Genomic DNA, 17,406 nt, shown 5'->3' on the forward strand with positions numbered 1-17,406 from the left:
AAAAAATATTTTAATTTTATTGGGTAATTTTATAAATATGCTTTCTTTAAAAAACTTAAATAGTTTATTGTTCTTTCATTTAAAAAGCCTGAATATAATGAAATATCCAGAGGGTGAGAGGGGAGAATTTTTCATATGACTTTGAATTTAATAAACACTGTTTTTAATTTTTTAAAGAAAAACCCGACAACAAAATTTACAGCTCGAGAAATTGCTCAATGGGTATTTGAAAATTACCCAGATAAATGCCGTCAAAAACAAAAGCATTCAACGGCAATAATCACTCCCCTTAAGAGTGATGCAGCTCTTATTCAGCAAATTGTTGCTGAAATAGGATCTCAGCGCCCTCAGTTACAAAAGCGTTATTCAGAAATTAAAACCACTGAAGGACGACCACGGCAATATTATTTTACTAAACAAACAGATAGTGCTGAAATTGATGCAGTAGAGGACAATGCAAAGAGTAGAACAGAAGATGGTTCTATTAAAGAGCATGATCTTTATCCGTTATTATCTAAATTTTTATGGTCAGAGCTTGCAGTTTACAGCAAGCGCATTAATGAGAAATGTTCTCGTAATAAACATGGTGCAGGCGGAAATAAATGGCTTTATCCAGATCTCGTAGGAATGCAAGATTTAAGCAGTGAATGGAATCGTGAAATCAAAGATTGTGTTTTGCAAGATTTTGATAAAAAAACGAAGCTTTGGTCTTTTGAAGTAAAAATTCTCATCAATCGTTCAAATTTACGAAAAGCATTTTTTCAAACAGTTAGTAATTCTTCATGGGCTAATTTGAGTTATTTAGTTGCTAGTGAAATTGAAGGGGTTGACACATTAAAAGAGCTTCGAATGCTTTCAAGTTTGCATGGAATTGGATTTATAAGACTCAATAAGGAAAACTCTTCCGAGAGTGAGATCTTAATTCCAGCCAAAGAACGTAGTGATATTGACTGGGATACTGCTAATAGATTAGTTGAGGAAAACAAAGATTTTCTTGATTATATTAAACTCATTCGTCAATTTTATCAAACTGGCGAGATGCGTCCACTAGATTGGGATCATATGTATCCATGAGGGGATGTTTTAAAAAGACTCTATTGTTTAAAAGCCCTTTTTTCAGAGTGATAAAAAATTACTCTAACTATTTTATTTGACTTATTATATTGATATAACATATTGATTTGTAATGATAATTAGTCTTTTTTAAACTTAAATGAGGGAGGGAATATCCTAGCATTCAATCCTTTCAAACGATCTTATATTGATATTGTATCAATCAAAATTGTTTGCGTGCATCTCATGAGTAGAGTTGAGTAGGGGAAGAGTTAAAATTCTGTTTTAGACCCGTTCTATTTTGTGCGTGGGGCGTGATTCCATTAGATACTAGTTTTAATGATTATAATTTATTACAAATTTTCTATTGTAGAGAGTGAAATTCAAATTTTTTTCTTTTTTTACATCAAGCATTGAAAATATTACTTCCTCATATTGAAGTCTTCTTTATGGAGAATTTATAATACTATTTTTTTAATTTTCATTGCTGTTCGCTTTGATTATTATTAAGTTTTTTGTTATCCGAAGTGAACATTCAAAAAAACATTGATTTTATAAAACACCCACACAGTTTACTCAATTTCTTGCAATAGATTTAAAAAAATAAATTTCTCTCACATCTTATGGTAAAGGGAGTGTGTACTGTCACAGTTTGCCATAATACTCTCTTTATTTATCAATAATACCGCACGCCAAACGCGCACCACCTCCGCCAAGCGGTAATGGTTTATCTGATTGATTATCTGCCCCTAAATGAATGACTAAAGAGCGCCCTTTAATTTCAGAGATTTTTTTTAATCGTGGAGCAAGAACGCTCATCGTGGCATATCCTTGCTTATCAACATAAAGTGCTGGTAAATCACCAAGATGACCATTGACATTATAAGGTCCTAAATGTTTTCCGGTATGTTCTGGATCATAATGTCCACCTGCGCTTCCACCAATGATGCCATCTTTTGTATCACATGAAGGATTTACATGCACATGAAAACCATGCATCCCTTCTGATAAAGTAGATAAATTAGGGATGAAAATCAAACCGTATGTGGTTTCTTCAATTTTAATGCTACCAATAGCCTTTTTTGAATTATTATCTTCTAGTTTATAAATATTTACTTGTGTTGATAGTGCTAATGCAGAATTTTTATGAATTAAAAATGCCATAAAAACCAATAATGATAATAATATTTTTTTCATAAAATACCTTTATACTTATCTTTAAATAAATTTTATCTATAAAAATATTTATAATTTTCTTAAATTGAAATTTAAGTAAAATAATTTACATAGAAATATTAGTTCTTAGAAAGAGCAAATAAATTAAATTATATATATGTGCTCTGAACATAACTCTCATTTTTTGATCTATAAAAAATGTAGCTTTCATAGATTGATAATTATATCTCGCTGACATTTCTTCAAGAGATGCTTTAAAAAATCTACTTTTTGAGGTGTAATAAAGCAATTTTAATAAGTTAGATATTATTTCATTTATAATAGATAACTATTTTATCAAAAAACAGAACATATAATTTGTTGATGATTTAATTGTTTTTCATAGAAAAAATGATAAAAATTTCTATTCATTATGAAATTTATAAGAGAAAGAATTATTATGATTCATATAAATTTCCCATAAAATACAGCATATACCAACACTCCCTCCCATTCCTGATCCTATCAGTGCTCCTATTATCATTCCAGCAGAAAGTGCTACTCCTATACCCATTGCGATAACTGGACCAAATCCTGGAAGAGCAATATAACCATAAGCTGCAAGAGTTGCTGCGATAGCTCCAGATACGCTACCATTTAAACCGCCAATGAAAGCAAATTCTTTCATAGAATGGCAGTACTTTTTTAATTTTCTTTTCTTACAGCTATGAAAAGAAACGTTGCTGTAAGTTTTAAAATCAATCATATTTTTTTCTTTCATTTTGAATGCTAACTGTTCCTGAATAGTCAACGGATACGAAAAAATGGGACTTTTTAAATTTTACTAAAGCACGCCAGATGCCTTTGTCATCTAGACGTAATCGTTTAATATTCTCAAAACCGTTTTGCATAAGACAATTTTTAACTTGTGAAGCAGTAAATGAGTTCTGACCTATTTTAGTGACATTTTGAGTAGAGGTATAGGTAAAGGTTTGACAATAAGGAAGATGAAAAACTTCACTGATTGAAGTAGTGACTGTCAACGAGAAACATAAAATCATTATAAAAAAAATACTTAATTTCAAAAAATTATTTATTTTCATCTGGTCACCATTTGTTGAAACAACACTTTATTAACCTCTGTGTTACTAACAAGTTCCCAAGATGATTTTATTTTTAATATTATACTTAACAATAAAAATTTTTGAAAATCTATTTATTAAATAAAAATGTTTTTTATTATTTATTTTCTTGTTAAAATTAATGTTATAAAATAACTATTTCAAAACGGTATTATTTTTTATTTGCTTTATATTGCAAAATTTAACAGATATGATTTAGCAAGATATCTTTACAATTTCAGCTGTAGTCTATAATTAATTTTCTCTATTTCATATCAGTATGCTAAATATATATAATATTTTTTACATCAGTAATAGATATTATTCAAAATGCAATATTAAACCATAGAGCGATTATATCGCTTATTATTGCTCAGTAGAGCTGTTTAGATGATTTTGTTGGAAATATTTGCATAATTTCCTTGAATCCGTAACCGGGATACATTCCTTCGCGCATAAATAAATTACGTAATGGTGAGAAACTATGTAACAAACCAAGCCCAACGCTTCGTATGATATGAACAGGCAACATGTGAGAAAGTAGAGCAGAGTTAAGTGTATGAACAGCTCCACTTCGGATTAATGTATCTGGTTTGCGGCATTTGTTATAATGCGCAACAATCATTTCAGAGTTAGAATTGGATATTTTGTTAGGTAAAATATCAATCAAAGTTTGGACATCACGGAATCCTAAATTCAATCCCTGTGCCCCAATAGGGGGGAAAACATGAGCGGCTTCACCCATTAAAATTGTTCGATTAGCAGCAAAATGATGAGAAAGAAGTCCTGAAAGCGGCCATGCTTGAATTGATGTTTCTAAGCGTAGCTTTCCAAGCATTGATTGCATTTTGTTTTCGATCATTTTTGCAATTGCATTTTGTTCTATATGCAACAATTCCTCAGCACGAGAAGGATGAACAACCCATACAAGACTAGATCTTCGCCCTGGTAGAGGAACCTGTGTAAATGGACCATGTTCTGTATGAAATTCGGTTGATGTATTTTGATGAGAAAACTCATGAGAAAAGTTGAGAACAAGTGCTTTTTGTGGATAATTCCACTGTTTGACACTTATCCCTGCTGCTGCACGTGTAAGAGAGTGACGCCCATCAGCTGCAACAACAAGTGGTGCTTGAATGACACTACGATCAGCAAGAGTAATACATACATGATTTTTTGTGTGATGAAACGATTTGGCTGCAGAAAAAAATCTTGTAATATTAGGGGTATGTGTAACAGCATCGACTAAAGCACTGTTCAATTTTACATTAGGTATATTGTAGCCAAAAGCTTTTTCACCAATTTCAGCAGAAGAAAAATGCACCGTAGGAGCATGCACAATTCTAGAAGTTATATCTATAATTCTCATGGATGATAAAGCAGCAGCATGTTTTTGAATATTATTCCAAATATTGAGTTTTTGAAGCATGCGTATTGCAGGCATCATAAGAGCAGTTGTCCGCAACTCATCTGTATGAGCAGGGGGACCAACAAGAAAAACAGAAAGCCCCTCATGTGCAAGACTCAGTGCGGCTAGCATTCCGACAGGACCTGCACCAATAACAGCAATATCTTTATGTTCTTTCTTTTCAAATATCACAACGATTTGAACCTTTCTCCATTGAAAAAATATTTTAATATTTCCAAATAATCACTCTCTTTTTATTATATGAACCTCTCCTATTATAGTATGTAATAAATAACACGATATAAAAAAGTAACCTTTTTATGATTTTTTTAAATGCTGAGTTATATCATCGGTAAGAAATGGCGTATTGATAGATGGTTGAAGACTTAAAAAACGAGGATAAGAAAACCTTGAAACGTAAACTAACAAAGAAAATCAAAACAAATGCAAACTTATTACGCCATAAAAAAGTAACAATGCCACAAGCAAAGGCTTTTTCTGTTCATTTACTAACAGCTTCGGGATCATTCTTAGCGTTTCTTTCTCTTATATCAGCCTCTCAAAAAGAATGGACAGCTATGTTCTGTTGGCTTGGGCTTGCACTTCTCGTTGATGGTATAGATGGACCAATTGCACGTAAACTTGATGTTAAATACGTTCTTCCAACATGGTCTGGAGAGCTGTTAGATAATATTATTGATTACGTGACTTATGTTTTAATTCCTGCCTTTGCACTCTATCAAAGTGGTTTCATGGGGGTAGGGTTATCATTTTCATTGAGTGCAATTATTGTTATTTCATCTGCTATTTATTATGCAGATACTAGTATGAAAACCAAAGAAAACTTTTTTAAAGGATTTCCTGTTGTTTGGAATATGATGATTTTTACGCTTTTTGTCGTCAGACCCGAAGAGTGGATTACTTTTATCATTATTGTTTTATCGGCGATTATATCTTTTTTGCCAATTTATTTTATTCATCCAGTAAGAGTTCTTCGTTTACGTAGGATTAATTTTCCAATTTTTCTCTTATGGTGTTTTTTTGGTGTTTCTGCATTCTTTTATCAACTAGAGGCTCCCTATTGGGTTAAAATAGGAATTTCGGTAACAGGAATTTACATATATTGTATCGGCGCAATCATGCAAATATTTCCTCAACTTGGGGCAAAAAATATAAAAAAGACAATAAAATAGTTGTTTTAAGAAGGGTATAAGATGAAAATTGATTTTGGAGCAGATGATGATATTTCTTTTACGAAAGATGGGCGTGCTGGTATTATAAAGCTCACACGCCCTTCAGCATTAAACGCTCTTAATCAACGAATGGTTTCAGCTTTAAAAAAAGCTCTCAGGACATGGGAAACAGATGATAATATCTCTTGTGTCTTAATTGAAGGGGAAGGGCGCGCTTTTTGTGCTGGTGGAGATGTTGTAGAAATCTATCATATGGGGAAAAGTGCCACTGCTTGTCAGTATTTTAGTGATGAATATAGTCTAAATGCTTATATCAAACGTTTTTCAAAGCCCTACATTTCTTTCCTAAATGGTATTTGGATGGGAGGAGGGGTAGGGATTTCTCTCTATGGTTCGCATCGAATTGTTACAGAAAATACTGTTTTTGCTATGCCAGAAGGTGCGATTGGATTTTTTCCAGATGTAGGTGCAAGTTTTTTCTTACCATCTCTTCCCAATCATTTTGGCATATATCTTGCATTAACGGGTGCACGCATAAAGTGGGGAGATTGCTTAAATTTAGGATTAGCAACACACGCCGTTGCTGAAATTGAATTCGATATGATTAGAAAAGCTATTATTGAGCAAGGAGATCCTACTTTAGCTTTAAACGAGCGAGCAATTACAAAAGACTATGAAACGAGTCATGAAATACGTTGTATTATTAACACTTGTTTTAGTGCCCATACCTTAGAAAAATGTCTTGAGTTGCTACATAAAAAAAGTAATGAAGGTATTTTGTTTGCTAAAGAATGTTATGATATTTTGCAGTTACGTTCTCCGATAAGTTTAAAAGTTATCTGGAAACAAATGAAACAAAATTCATCTCAAACGTTGGAAGATTGTATGAAAATTGAAAACCGCATTGCACATCATATGATTAATTCACATGATTTTCATGAAGGTATACGTGCTATGTTAATCGATAAGGACAAAAGACCTCAATGGCAGCCAGATAAACTTTCAAATGTGACAGATGAAATGGTGGATTCTTACTTCCAACCTGTTGAGAAAGAGTTATTATTGTGAAAAATAATTCACACAAACGGATTTCAAAAATCAATTTAATCTATAACTGTTATTTACGGTTTTTGGCACTCATTTGCTTAGTCCTAGGTATTTGTTATTGGATACGCCTTGTTGGTGTTTTTCCAGGTATTCTATGGCGTTTTGATCTTATGCCTTGGCAGTGGCAATTTGCATCAGCTATATTGGCTATTCTCTATCCTATTGCCTTAGTTGGACTTTGGATGTATTCATTATGGGGTATCATCGTGTGGTGGATTGCAGCATTGATTGAAGCAATAACAATATATTATTCTGATTTTATTTATCAGCCATTTCTGCCATTATTTCATGGAATATTGTTTTTAGCTTTCATAATACTGCAAATTGTGATGTTTTTTTTAAAAAGAGTAAAAAATAAAAAAACATCGTGATTGAAATTTTCGAGCCAGAATAACAGGCTCGATTTTCAAACATACGTTCCTCAAAGCGCTAATTCCAGATATACTCTTTCCATAAAGTTCCATAATATATATTATGCGATAATATGATACAGCAAAACAAAAGAAACCCTATTTTAAAACATAAATCATATTTATAATCGTACAATTCACTTTTAAAACTAAATTATGGTATTGAACAGCATATTAAAATATTTGGTCTTTAAGAAAAATTTCTTAAAGACCAAAATAGTTGTAATGAAATTACGTCGTATAAATAATAAAAATTACTGTACTATTTTACAACGTTTTATACGTGCAAGATCACTCAACACAGCATTGCGATTATTTAACGCTGAAATTTCATTACTTTCACTGGATTTAGGATCCATAAAAAACAAAGCAGGCAAAAATACAATACTTGTTGCTGCTAAAGCCACATTTTTATTTCTTGCTTTAGAACGCTCTGCAATTGTATCATTAATCTGACGTTTATTAGCAAAAAACTCCCGTTGAATATCGGCACAACTCATTGATCCGTCATGTAATGTTGTCGTTGAAATATTTTTTTCTAAACGCCCCCCACATGCTGTCAAGGAAACCGCTAAAACCACAATACATACACCCCGCTTAAAATTCTTATACATAAAAGCCTCATTTTTGACATAAAAAACACTAAGTATGTCAAAAATGAAATAAAATAAAGGATAAATTTAAAAGTGTTTTATTTAACTTAAAATATTGCGCATAATAAGCTTACGCATCTGTTTCAAAAGTAAGACCTTGATATGCAGGTTTTACATAGGATGGAACATAATTTATAACCTTGTTGTAATCCAGCGATCTATCCATATGTGTAAGTATTGCTTGTTTTGGCTTTAAATATTCTATCCATTGTAATGCTTGATCAACAGAAAAATGACTCGGATGGGATTTAAATTGGAGAGCGTCAATGATTAGAACATCCAGATCCATTAATTTGGATAAAGTTTTTTCAGGAAATTCACTAACATCCGTACAATAGGCAACATTCCCAATCCGAAAACCTAAGGAATAAATGTTTCCGTGGTTTTGTAAATGTGTATTGACGCTTATTGCTCCGCCCTGCCCCTGAATAATAAATTGACTATCTTCATTGATAAGATGCTCTTTTAAAATGGGAGAATAAGATGAAGCTTTTGGTGTTTGAAAACAATATCCGAAAGCACTTTTGAGATGCTCTAGTGTAAATCTGTCAGCATAGATATCTATTAAACATTTTTGTGCAAGTGCATAGCTGCGTAAATCATCAATACCGTGGATATGGTCTGCATGAGAATGTGTGTAAAGAGCAGCATCAAGATGGCTTACACGCGCATCAATCATTTGTGAGCGAAAATCTGGACCTGTATCAATAACGATTGTTGTTTTGTCTCCTGAAGGTTTAATACGTTCAACTAATAAAGAACTTCTGTAGCGTTTATTTTTAGGGTTATTCGGATCACATGTTCCCCAATCACCATTGGGTCGTGGCACTCCTGGAGAAGGACCACAACCTAATATTGTAAATCGGTATTGATCACACATATCTTTTGCCTTATTTCATTTTACTAAATAAACGAAAAGCATTACGCGTTGTTATTTGAGCTGTTTCTTCAATGCTTAAGCCAATTGTTTCAGCCAAAACAGCTGCTGTATAGCATACAAAAGATGGTTCATTTGTTTTGCCTCGATGGGGATTAGGTGCTAAGAATGGAGCATCTGTTTCTACTAACAAATGCTCATGAGGCACAATTTTTGCTATTTCACGGATTTCAAGTGCACTTTTAAAAGTAAGAATACCTGAAAAAGAAATATAACCACCAAGTTCGATTCCAGCACGAGCAAGTTGCATTCCAGACGAATAACAATGAAGGATAAAAGGAAAAGCTCCTTCTTTTATCTGTTCACGTAATATTTTCTCCATATCGATATCGGCATTGCGTGAATGTATAACAAGAGGAATCTGTGTTTCTCGAGAAGCAATGATATGTTCTTGAAAAACTTTCTTTTGCTCTTCTGGTGTAGAATAATCATAATGGTAATCAAGCCCCCCTTCCCCAAACGCAACAATTTTAGGGTGATTCGAGAGCTGTATAAGCTCTTCCGCTGTAATATTTTGTTCTTCATGCGCATGATTGGGGTGTGTTCCAACGGAACAAAAGACTTGGTCATAGCTTTGCGAGATGGCTAAAAGCTTATCTAACTTATGAACATGGGTTGAAATTGTTATCATACGTTTAACGTCAGCATCTAAAGCCCGTTGGATAACATTATCCAAATCTTGTGAAAAATCTTTAAAATCAAGATGACAATGTGTATCAATCAACATGATGAGTGTCTTCTTTCTTTAAGATATAGCGAGGAAAAATCGGTTCTGGTGGTGGAAGATCAAGCCCTTCTTGAATTTTTGAACGACTTATATGATACAATAACCGATCATCTTCAGCAACCGCAAGGCTATCAAGAAGTTTGGCTGCTGATTGGGGTATGAAAGGCAAAAGCATAATTCCTATTCTCCGCAAGATTTCTACAGTGATATAAAGAACTGTAGAAAATCGCTCTTGGTCATTTTTACGTAAACTCCAAGGTTGTTCGTTGGCAAAATAGCGATTGGCATCCGCTACAATTGAAAAAATAGCTGAAAGTGCTAAATGCATGCTATAGGAAGACATAGCTTGATGTACAGTTTCAAGTACTTGAAGAGATTGTTCTAAAAGCTGTTGATCTTGAGCTAAAAATGAAGTTGGTCTCGGGACTTGTGCATTACAATTTTTGGCAATCATAGACAAGGAGCGCTGCGCTAAATTACCAAGATCATTAGCAAGATCAGCATTAATACGGTTTACAAGGCTTTCATGGCTATAACTACCATCTTGTCCAAATGGCACTTCACGGAGAAGAAAATAACGAACCTGATCAAGACCATAATGATCAACCATTTCAAAAGGATCAACGACATTTCCAATAGATTTTGACATTTTTGCACCACGATTAAGTAAAAAACCATGTGCAAAAATATTTTTAGGCAATTCAATTCCCGCAGACATTAAAAATGCCGGCCAATAGACTGCATGAAAACGAATAATATCCTTACCAATAATATGCGTATTTGCAGGCCAAAAATCACGATTTTTTGAATTTTCATTGAAAAAACCAATTGCTGATAGATAATTTGTAAGCGCATCAACCCAGACATACATCACGTGCTTTGGATTCTCTGGAACAGTAATTCCCCAATTAAAACTTGCGCGTGAAATAGAGATATCTTTTAAACCTGATTTGATAAAACTTATAATTTCATTACGCCGCTCAAATGGAGCAATAAAATCAGGATGTTCTTCATAATATTCAAGAAGAGGCTTTTCATAATGAGAAAGTCTAAAAAAATAACTTTCTTCTTCATTCCATTCAACTGGAGAGCCTAATTCCTTCTCACGACGGATGTTGTCTGGTCCAATTTCCGTATCTTTTTCTTCATAATAGGCTTCTTGGCGAACCGAATACCACCCCGTATAACGACCGAGATAAATATCGCCATTTGCTTCCATCTTTTTCCAAATTTCTTGACAAGCTTGATAATGGCGTTCTTCTGTCGTACGGATAAAATCATCGTTAGAACAATTTAATACTGCAAGCATTTTTTGAAATACAGCACTATTACAATCTGCAAGTTGCTGAGGTGTCATGCCTAATGCTGCTGCGGTTTGTTGCATCTTTAGACCATGCTCATCTGTACCAGAAAGAAAAAATACATTTTTTCCGTTTAATCGTTGAAAGCGGGCTAAGACATCGCTTGCAATTGCACTATAGGCATGCCCAATATGTGGAGCACCATTAGGATAAAAAATGGGAGTTGTTATGTAATATGTGTCACGCATGTCATACTCGTTGTAAAACCCTATAAATAAAAGATATAATGACATAACGTCTGTTCATCGTATTGTCACGGAAAAACTAATCCTCATGAATGATCTTATGAACTTTAAAAAGTAAGTTAATAACAAACTGCTTTTTATCGAGATTAAACAGTTGTATTTCCTCTATTTCTTGATGAATCTCTTGCCATTTTTCCGCATATTTTTTTGAGAGAAATAAGTCTCCCTTTTCAACAAGTATGATAGCTTTTTTTTGAATTTTATTAAGAATTTCATCACAAAATTGTTGAAATTGGAATGTAGAAGAAACAGATGAAAATGTTTGTGCAAGAGTATGTACAATCGTTGCGTTACAAACAGGTTTCTCTAGGAGAGCATCAATTGTTTTAATAATTTCAAGTCCGCCATGGCAAATAAGTAAAGCGGCTTTTCGAGGACTTCCTTCGGATTTTTTAATAATCGTTTCAATTGTTTTCTCATCAGGTAAATCCTGATTGGCGAAAATATGTGTAATAACTTTTTTCATTTCATCGTTATTCAACGGACGGAAAGAAATTTTTTGACACCGTGAATGGATTGTTGGAAGCAATTTTCCGGAAGAATGCGCGATAATAACAAATAACGTTTTTGTAGGTGGTTCTTCAAGTATTTTGAGAATTGCATTTGCTGCATTTCTATTCATATCATCTGCAGAATCAATAATAACAATACGCCATCCATTATCTTGCGATGTTCGGCTTAAAAAATGCATAATATCACGGATATCATCAACGAGTATTCCTGTTTTAAACTTTTGCGTTTTTACATCAAATCGACGTGAAATATACAAAAGACCAGGGTGACTTCCTTGTGTAATTTGGCGCCATGGAGTAGAATAAGGATCGGGTTTCAAGAAAGCCCCCTGTTGAGAACTTAAAATGTTCCAAGCAAGATGAAAGGCTAATGTAGCCTTTCCAATCCCATATTCTCCTTCAAATAATAATGCATGATGCAAACGTTCTTCTTTAAGCATTTGTGTCAAAAAATGACGAACATCCTCATGACCAAAAACAACATCATTCTGGGATGGTGATAAAATTGTATCAATATCATCATATTGGCGTGAGATATTTACATTACTCATGAAAGCTGATCCAACAATACCTGATGACAAATATTTTTTATTTGATGTGCAACGACTTCCACTGAGCCAGTGGCATCAATGACTCGAAATCTATGGGGTTCCTGTTTGGCCAACTGAAGAAAAGCTTGACGCCTTTGTTCTTGAATTTCCAACTGATCTTTTTCAAAATAATCAATTTCTTCTGTTTCTTTTCTTCGTAAATTTGCACGTTTCATACCACACATTGCTGGCATATCTAATAAAAATGTTAAATGAGGCAAGATACCATTGAGTGCAATACACTCTAAAACAGCAAGAAGAGAAGAACTGACTGTATTATTGAGTCCTTGATAAACGCGTGTAGAATCAATAAAGCGGTCACATAAAACGATTTTACCTTTTTGCAAAGAAGGCGCGATAAACTCGGTAACATGGTCGACACGTGCAGCTGTAAACAAAACAGCTTCAATCAACGGTCCATACTGTTGCGCTTGCCCCGACAACAAAATATACCGGATTGCTTCTGCTCCTAGCGTTCCTCCTGGTTCTCGTGTTGTAACAACATCATAACCTTGGTGAGAGAGAAACTCAGCAAGTAAAGAAATCTGCACCGTTTTTCCTACCCCGTCCCCTCCTTCAAATGTAATAAAATAACCTGACACGTATGACCTTAACCTTATTAGCACGTAACTACAAATATTTCCGTAACCATCCAATTGTTATTTCATAGAATGCATTTTTTACTTTTGCAAAGAAACTTCCTTCCTGAACATTCATTCCGGCAAAAACAGGTTTTTCCAGAAGAACCTTTTTATCTTCTAAAATTTGAAGAACGCCAACTGATTGCCCAAAAACGATGGGAGCTTTCAACGGACCATGATATTTAATTTTTGCTTTAACATTTACTTTTTTTTCATTCGAAAGCATAAAACTTATTGGTTTTTTAACAATGAGTGGAACAAAATTTTGCTTACCACCATAAACAGAAGCACGACCAATCGTTTCTTCTTTTGTGAAAATCGTTTTGAGATCAAATGCTGTCATTCCCCATTGAAGAATGTGTTCTATTTCTTTTGTATATTTTTTACCATCTTGCAAACCATTGAGTGCTAAAAAAAGACGTCGATGATTTTTAGAAATGGTGGCAACCATTGAAAATCCTTCTTTTTCGCTGTAGCCAAAACCAAATCCTTCTACACCAATTTCCTTAGAAATAAGAGGGTTTTTATTACGTTGAAAAATATTATTCCACGTAAAATGAGGCTCACGATAAAGTGCATAATAATCCGGATATTCCTGAACAATATGACGTGCTAATATAATCATATCACGCACGGTTACAAATTGTCCCTCTTCGGGTAGCCCTGTTGCGTTAACAAAATGACTTTGAGATAATCCGACCACTTTCGCGCGCTGATTCATCAGTTTTGCAAAATGGGACTCATGTCCAGATATTCCTTCAGCAAGAATAATAGCAGCATCATTTCCATTCATAATAATTAAACCACGTAAAAGATCAGAAACACTGATTTCTGTCTTTATCTTTGCAAACATAGTGGTTGTACCGGAAGGTGCTCCACCTTTACGCCAAGCATTTTCACTTACCTTGAATTTCTGCGTACTCTTTAACAATCCCTTCTTTAAGTGATGAAATACAACTTCTACTGTCATCAATTTTGCTAATGAAGCAGGAAAAAAAGGAATATCACTTTGTTTTTCATAAAGTATTGTCCCTGTATCATCATCGAGTAACAACAATTGTGATGCAGAAATTTGAAAAACTTCTGCTCTCCCCCACGTGTCAAATGCCAATATTCCCCATAAAGTCAATAAGATCCTTAATGTTGTATACATAGCTCTCCTCCCATCCCAAAGATCAACATAAAGAATCTTATATAGGAAAAAACTTTTTTATTTCTGCAAATTGAGGAATTATTGACAACCAAAGAAAAGATTTTATTTTTATTCAGCGTTAGCAAAAGTAATATGATGCACTTTTTATCTTACATCTAAGTTGATTTTAATATTTTAAAGCATGAAAGAAAAAATATTTTTTATTTGTTGTTTTATATTTATAGTACATTGTTTATTATAATAAATTACAATATTTTAAATTTTATATTATTAAAAATACTGTAAGATTCCTTCGTTATATTTCCTCTTATATTGAATTTAATAAAATAGCTTGCTTACGCGTCATAAGTAAGGTTCGTATATGAATAAAATTTATTAAAAAGAGAGTAAAAATACTTCTTATAAACATGACAAGTATTAAAAATTATCGCACAAAAAATTGGAGGCTTGCAAAATGTACGATGGTGGCGGTTTATATCTTCATAAGTGTAAAGATAGTGATGTCTAAAGGCGTTACCAATCATACCATTCACAGGCTCTATCGTAAAATAGGCTTGTAGCGTGTTAAAATATGTCCCTTTTGAATAAGTACCTGAATTCGAATCTTAAATTTAATTGCAATAAGATATTGATTTTATTTATATTTTTTAAGGTTAGGGACCATATAATTAGGTTCGGGAATAGGATTTTCACACTTTCCTTTACAAAGCGCATTCTTTTTGCCAGCTTTCTCTAATAATTTTTTTAATAGTTCTAAATCTTCTTGTGAAATAATGTTTATCAGTCTAGAGAACATACCAATAGCTTCACATCTGAATGTATCAGAAGGCTTTATAGTGAAACTTTTGCGACAAGCATCCGATTCTCTTCTCAAAATTTCTGCTACCTCTTGATCTAAAGTATAGAGTTCAATTATCTTTTCCTCTAATCCTACAGGAACAGATCTTTTGCCAATTTCTACAGATGATAAAAATGCTACAGATATATCTAATTTTTTAGCCATATCTAAAAGGCGTTCTGAATGATCAATGCGGAGTTTGCGTAAGGTTTTACCAAATGGTGTTGGCATCTAAAAAATCCTATTAAAAAAGAAGCTCTCTCGTGATTCTAGCAGAAATTCTTAGGTTTTGGTTAGCTCCTTTTAAAAATTGACTTCCTACCCTCCTTAATACACAAGGTTGTATGGCATGACGGATAAATCTCTTGACATAGGTTTGAAATGTAGTACATTGTAGTACAATTAAGTAGGAGATTTAGCAATGGGAAAAATTCAAGCCCGCATACCTGATGAAGTTCAAGAAATTGCAAGTGCAGTTATTAAGTCTACGGGTTTAACTATATCAGATGCAGTACGCATGTTTATGACCCGCATTGCTAGAGATAGAGCATTACCACTTGATCTATTCCAACCAAATATGGAAACATTACAAGCTATCGAGGATGCCGAAATGGGACGCGTCGAACGTACATCATTAGACGGCTTAAGGACCATGATACGCGCAGATAGAACCCAAGCGCGTAAATCTGAAAAGCAAACCTAAGCTTGCTATGCGGGAAATTGTCTATACGCGTTCATTCCGCCGTGACCTTAAACGTGAAAGCAAAGGTAAATATGCTAATGCACTAGAGGAGGATTTGCTGCTTGTGGTCCAAGCGTTAGCAGAGAATGAACCGCTAAAGGCGCATTGGAGAGATCATGCACTAACAGGTCAGTGGCGCAATTGTCGTGATTGTCACATAAAGCCCGATTTAGTTTTGATCTATCGAAAGCCAGATGCCAAAACACTAGAGCTTTTACGACTTGGTTCCCATTCTGAACTGCGTTTATAATTGGATCTTCAATTCATAGTAAAAAGAATTTTACGCATTTTTTTCTTTTATGACAGTTGTTCAGTTCTTTGAAAACCAATGCTTTAAATGTGCAATGACATTATCTAGCGCGTCCATGAGACGTGCAAAATCAAGGATAAGCAAAAAAAGAAAAAATGCTATCCACTTCATCAAGCGAGACATCATTTTCACGCTTTGATAGGTGATGATCATTTCTTGAAGCATTTCTTTTTCTGCTTCTGTAAGCTCTATATCGTCTTGTGTTTTTTTTCTAGCCATGTTTCCACCCACACAAGCGTTGACCCTGCTTGTTATGCTTTAAGATCTCTCTTGCTAAGTTTGAGCTAATGGTGTTCAGATCTTGTCGGCTTAAATAAATAGGTAACCAACCAACACAAGAAAAAACATATTTATTTGTCGCGCAACCAGTGAGAGAGAGCAGCACGCACATCAGCATCACTTTTTTGATTAACTTCACTTTCCACCTCAAGCCGTGTTGTGGCTGCTTTTAAAGCTTTTTCTGTTTGCTTTTGTTGCTCTACTTTTTTCCCAAGAGTAAAAGCTTTTGCTAAGGCAATAAAAAAAGCGGCTAAAGCCGCACCTGTTACCATCAAGTTTCTTTTCATCCATAAGATCATAGGCGGTGCTCCTGAAAGCGTTTAGCAACAAAGAAAATGCCAGTACATGCGGCTAAAACCATAATGGCGGCTAAAGCCCATTGGATTGGTCCATTACCCGCTAAAAACCCACCAAGACCTGAGAAAGAACCAATAATCGGTGCCAATGCTTCTGCTTTGAGAAACCCTGTTGGTTGTTTCGTTTCTACTGTTTGATAATTAGAAGAAACATAAGCCCCTTTCGCCCATAGCCCTGCCTCTGCTACACGCCGATGTACAAGACCTTGTAAACGCTTACCGCCTGCTTTGGTCCATTTCTGCAATTCGGTTGGTACAGCTTCATAATCCCCCCGATTAAGCCTTTTAAGCAATGTAGAGCTTTGGAAAGCTGCAATACCTACATTATAACAAAAGGAAACAAGGGCGCCGAACTGCTCGTCGCTTAAATTCACACAAACTGCTTTTTCTACCGCCCTCTCATATTGCCGCAAATCTGCTAAAAGCATGGTTTCGGCTTTTTTTTCCGTAATCACCATGCCCTCAACCACTGTTGGTTGACCAGCTTTTTTCGTATGACCATAACCAATCGTCCATACGCCAGAAGCATCTTGATAAGACTGCAAGCGCAAACCTTCCCACTTTTTTAAACAGTATAAACAGTCTTTACTTATTTTCCGTGCCATTGTTCAATTC

The 17,406-nt window shown here is 34.3% G+C and carries 21 protein-coding genes; 6 read left to right on the plus strand and 15 right to left on the minus strand.

Translation table 11 applies throughout. The features are described 5' to 3' along the window. Positions 1-135: 135 nt before the first annotated feature. Complete coding sequence (locus ACFIKJ_RS03945) at positions 136-1,074, plus strand: COG2958 family protein (RefSeq protein WP_375670276.1); 939 nt, start codon at positions 136-138, stop codon at positions 1,072-1,074. Between the two features lie 648 nt (positions 1,075-1,722). Here ACFIKJ_RS03945 and sodC read toward each other — a convergent pair. From sodC to ACFIKJ_RS03965, 4 genes are all read right to left on the minus strand, one after another. Further along, entirely contained in the window at positions 1,723-2,250 is a 528-nt protein-coding gene (sodC, locus tag ACFIKJ_RS03950) for a superoxide dismutase [Cu-Zn] SodC (protein ID WP_375625860.1), read from the minus strand. Positions 2,251-2,632: 382 nt separating this feature from the next. Continuing rightward, the gene (locus ACFIKJ_RS03955; RefSeq protein WP_375625858.1) at positions 2,633-2,989 is read right to left on the minus strand and encodes a hypothetical protein; all 357 of its coding nucleotides are present in this window, start codon (positions 2,987-2,989) and stop codon (positions 2,633-2,635) included. Then, entirely contained in the window at positions 2,967-3,311 is a 345-nt protein-coding gene (locus ACFIKJ_RS03960; protein ID WP_375625856.1) for a hypothetical protein, read from the minus strand. The genes ACFIKJ_RS03955 and ACFIKJ_RS03960 overlap by 23 nt, the downstream gene beginning before the upstream one ends. A gap of 391 nt (positions 3,312-3,702) precedes the next feature. Next, on the minus strand, positions 3,703-4,929 hold the full coding sequence (locus tag ACFIKJ_RS03965) for a UbiH/UbiF family hydroxylase (protein WP_375653717.1): 1,227 nt from the start codon (positions 4,927-4,929) through the stop codon (positions 3,703-3,705). Positions 4,930-5,111: 182 nt separating this feature from the next. Between ACFIKJ_RS03965 and pcsA the strand changes: the two genes are divergently transcribed. From pcsA to ACFIKJ_RS03980, 3 genes are read left to right on the plus strand one after another with little or no spacing between them, the layout of a single operon-like run. Further along, on the plus strand, positions 5,112-5,930 hold the full coding sequence (gene pcsA, locus ACFIKJ_RS03970) for a phosphatidylcholine synthase (RefSeq protein WP_375653718.1): 819 nt from the start codon (positions 5,112-5,114) through the stop codon (positions 5,928-5,930). A gap of 21 nt (positions 5,931-5,951) precedes the next feature. Continuing rightward, entirely contained in the window at positions 5,952-6,998 is a 1,047-nt protein-coding gene (locus tag ACFIKJ_RS03975) for an enoyl-CoA hydratase/isomerase family protein (RefSeq protein WP_375651952.1), read from the plus strand. After that, the gene (locus tag ACFIKJ_RS03980) at positions 6,995-7,408 is read left to right on the plus strand and encodes a DUF6163 family protein (protein WP_375625848.1); all 414 of its coding nucleotides are present in this window, start codon (positions 6,995-6,997) and stop codon (positions 7,406-7,408) included. The genes ACFIKJ_RS03975 and ACFIKJ_RS03980 overlap by 4 nt, the downstream gene beginning before the upstream one ends. A gap of 293 nt (positions 7,409-7,701) precedes the next feature. On the opposite strand, the gene ACFIKJ_RS03985 is transcribed toward ACFIKJ_RS03980, so the two are convergent. The 8 genes from ACFIKJ_RS03985 to ACFIKJ_RS04020 all read right to left on the minus strand — a co-directional run bounded on the left by ACFIKJ_RS03985 (position 7,702) and on the right by ACFIKJ_RS04020 (position 15,335). Continuing rightward, positions 7,702-8,061 carry a hypothetical protein gene (locus ACFIKJ_RS03985; RefSeq protein ID WP_375627283.1) on the minus strand — a complete coding sequence of 120 codons (360 nt, stop codon included), beginning with the start codon at positions 8,059-8,061 and terminating at the stop codon, positions 7,702-7,704. Between the two features lie 109 nt (positions 8,062-8,170). Continuing rightward, on the minus strand, positions 8,171-8,980 hold the full coding sequence (locus ACFIKJ_RS03990; protein WP_375627282.1) for an MBL fold metallo-hydrolase: 810 nt from the start codon (positions 8,978-8,980) through the stop codon (positions 8,171-8,173). 10 nt (positions 8,981-8,990) lie between these two features. After that, positions 8,991-9,764, minus strand: a complete 774-nt coding sequence (locus ACFIKJ_RS03995) for a TatD family hydrolase (protein WP_375670277.1) — start codon at positions 9,762-9,764, stop codon at positions 8,991-8,993. Continuing rightward, positions 9,754-11,313 (minus strand): methionine--tRNA ligase, encoded by a 1,560-nt coding sequence (gene metG / locus ACFIKJ_RS04000; protein ID WP_375670278.1) that lies wholly within the window; start codon positions 11,311-11,313, stop codon positions 9,754-9,756. Before metG ends, ACFIKJ_RS03995 begins: the two co-directional genes overlap by 11 nt. A 76-nt stretch (positions 11,314-11,389) precedes the next feature. After that, a complete protein-coding gene (locus tag ACFIKJ_RS04005; protein WP_375625839.1) occupies positions 11,390-12,433 on the minus strand; it encodes a DNA polymerase III subunit delta' in 1,044 nt (347 codons plus the stop codon). Continuing rightward, a complete protein-coding gene (gene tmk, locus ACFIKJ_RS04010; protein WP_375625837.1) occupies positions 12,430-13,074 on the minus strand; it encodes a dTMP kinase in 645 nt (214 codons plus the stop codon). Before tmk ends, ACFIKJ_RS04005 begins: the two co-directional genes overlap by 4 nt. A gap of 28 nt (positions 13,075-13,102) precedes the next feature. Then, positions 13,103-14,266, minus strand: a complete 1,164-nt coding sequence (locus ACFIKJ_RS04015; protein WP_375627279.1) for a D-alanyl-D-alanine carboxypeptidase family protein — start codon at positions 14,264-14,266, stop codon at positions 13,103-13,105. Between the two features lie 634 nt (positions 14,267-14,900). Beyond that, complete coding sequence (locus ACFIKJ_RS04020; RefSeq protein ID WP_375651955.1) at positions 14,901-15,335, minus strand: helix-turn-helix domain-containing protein; 435 nt, start codon at positions 15,333-15,335, stop codon at positions 14,901-14,903. A gap of 190 nt (positions 15,336-15,525) precedes the next feature. Between ACFIKJ_RS04020 and ACFIKJ_RS04025 the strand changes: the two genes are divergently transcribed. Further along, positions 15,526-15,807 carry a type II toxin-antitoxin system RelB/DinJ family antitoxin gene (locus ACFIKJ_RS04025; RefSeq protein ID WP_375625831.1) on the plus strand — a complete coding sequence of 94 codons (282 nt, stop codon included), beginning with the start codon at positions 15,526-15,528 and terminating at the stop codon, positions 15,805-15,807. A 7-nt stretch (positions 15,808-15,814) separates the two neighbouring features. Next, positions 15,815-16,096, plus strand: a complete 282-nt coding sequence (locus ACFIKJ_RS04030) for a type II toxin-antitoxin system YafQ family toxin (RefSeq protein ID WP_015856348.1) — start codon at positions 15,815-15,817, stop codon at positions 16,094-16,096. Positions 16,097-16,156: 60 nt separating this feature from the next. Here the strand turns inward: ACFIKJ_RS04030 and ACFIKJ_RS04035 are convergent, their stop codons facing one another. The 3 genes from ACFIKJ_RS04035 to ACFIKJ_RS04045 all read right to left on the minus strand — a co-directional run bounded on the left by ACFIKJ_RS04035 (position 16,157) and on the right by ACFIKJ_RS04045 (position 17,396). Then, the gene (locus ACFIKJ_RS04035; RefSeq protein WP_375625829.1) at positions 16,157-16,375 is read right to left on the minus strand and encodes a hypothetical protein; all 219 of its coding nucleotides are present in this window, start codon (positions 16,373-16,375) and stop codon (positions 16,157-16,159) included. A 131-nt stretch (positions 16,376-16,506) separates the two neighbouring features. Then, positions 16,507-16,734: a hypothetical protein gene (locus ACFIKJ_RS04040; protein ID WP_273788001.1), complete on the minus strand. Its 228-nt coding sequence runs from the start codon at positions 16,732-16,734 to the stop codon at positions 16,507-16,509. Next, entirely contained in the window at positions 16,731-17,396 is a 666-nt protein-coding gene (locus ACFIKJ_RS04045; RefSeq protein WP_375670279.1) for a lysozyme, read from the minus strand. Before ACFIKJ_RS04045 ends, ACFIKJ_RS04040 begins: the two co-directional genes overlap by 4 nt. Positions 17,397-17,406: the final 10 nt, after the last annotated feature.

It is taken from the genome of Bartonella sp. PS7NMGDW (assembly GCF_042193585.1).
Taxonomy (GTDB): Bacteria; Pseudomonadota; Alphaproteobacteria; order Rhizobiales; family Rhizobiaceae; genus Bartonella; species Bartonella grahamii.

Excerpts from the sequence above, each read along its gene's own strand:
- ACFIKJ_RS03945 (WP_375670276.1), top strand. The coding sequence starts at position 136 with ATGACTTTGAATTTAATAAACACTGTTTTTAATTTTTTAAAGAAAAAC.
- sodC (WP_375625860.1), bottom strand. The coding sequence starts at position 2,250 with ATGAAAAAAATATTATTATCATTATTGGTTTTTATGGCATTTTTAATT.
- ACFIKJ_RS03955 (WP_375625858.1), bottom strand. The coding sequence starts at position 2,989 with ATGAAAGAAAAAAATATGATTGATTTTAAAACTTACAGCAACGTTTCT.
- ACFIKJ_RS03960 (WP_375625856.1), bottom strand. The coding sequence starts at position 3,311 with ATGAAAATAAATAATTTTTTGAAATTAAGTATTTTTTTTATAATGATT.
- pcsA (WP_375653718.1), top strand. The coding sequence starts at position 5,112 with ATGGTTGAAGACTTAAAAAACGAGGATAAGAAAACCTTGAAACGTAAA.
- ACFIKJ_RS03975 (WP_375651952.1), top strand. The coding sequence starts at position 5,952 with ATGAAAATTGATTTTGGAGCAGATGATGATATTTCTTTTACGAAAGAT.
- ACFIKJ_RS03985 (WP_375627283.1), bottom strand. The coding sequence starts at position 8,061 with ATGTATAAGAATTTTAAGCGGGGTGTATGTATTGTGGTTTTAGCGGTT.
- ACFIKJ_RS03990 (WP_375627282.1), bottom strand. The coding sequence starts at position 8,980 with ATGTGTGATCAATACCGATTTACAATATTAGGTTGTGGTCCTTCTCCA.
- ACFIKJ_RS03995 (WP_375670277.1), bottom strand. The coding sequence starts at position 9,764 with ATGTTGATTGATACACATTGTCATCTTGATTTTAAAGATTTTTCACAA.
- metG (WP_375670278.1), bottom strand. The coding sequence starts at position 11,313 with ATGCGTGACACATATTACATAACAACTCCCATTTTTTATCCTAATGGT.
- ACFIKJ_RS04005 (WP_375625839.1), bottom strand. The coding sequence starts at position 12,433 with ATGAGTAATGTAAATATCTCACGCCAATATGATGATATTGATACAATT.
- ACFIKJ_RS04015 (WP_375627279.1), bottom strand. The coding sequence starts at position 14,266 with ATGTATACAACATTAAGGATCTTATTGACTTTATGGGGAATATTGGCA.
- ACFIKJ_RS04020 (WP_375651955.1), bottom strand. The coding sequence starts at position 15,335 with ATGCCAACACCATTTGGTAAAACCTTACGCAAACTCCGCATTGATCAT.
- ACFIKJ_RS04025 (WP_375625831.1), top strand. The coding sequence starts at position 15,526 with ATGGGAAAAATTCAAGCCCGCATACCTGATGAAGTTCAAGAAATTGCA.
- ACFIKJ_RS04030 (WP_015856348.1), top strand. The coding sequence starts at position 15,815 with ATGCGGGAAATTGTCTATACGCGTTCATTCCGCCGTGACCTTAAACGT.
- ACFIKJ_RS04035 (WP_375625829.1), bottom strand. The coding sequence starts at position 16,375 with ATGGCTAGAAAAAAAACACAAGACGATATAGAGCTTACAGAAGCAGAA.
- ACFIKJ_RS04040 (WP_273788001.1), bottom strand. The coding sequence starts at position 16,734 with ATGATCTTATGGATGAAAAGAAACTTGATGGTAACAGGTGCGGCTTTA.
- ACFIKJ_RS04045 (WP_375670279.1), bottom strand. The coding sequence starts at position 17,396 with ATGGCACGGAAAATAAGTAAAGACTGTTTATACTGTTTAAAAAAGTGG.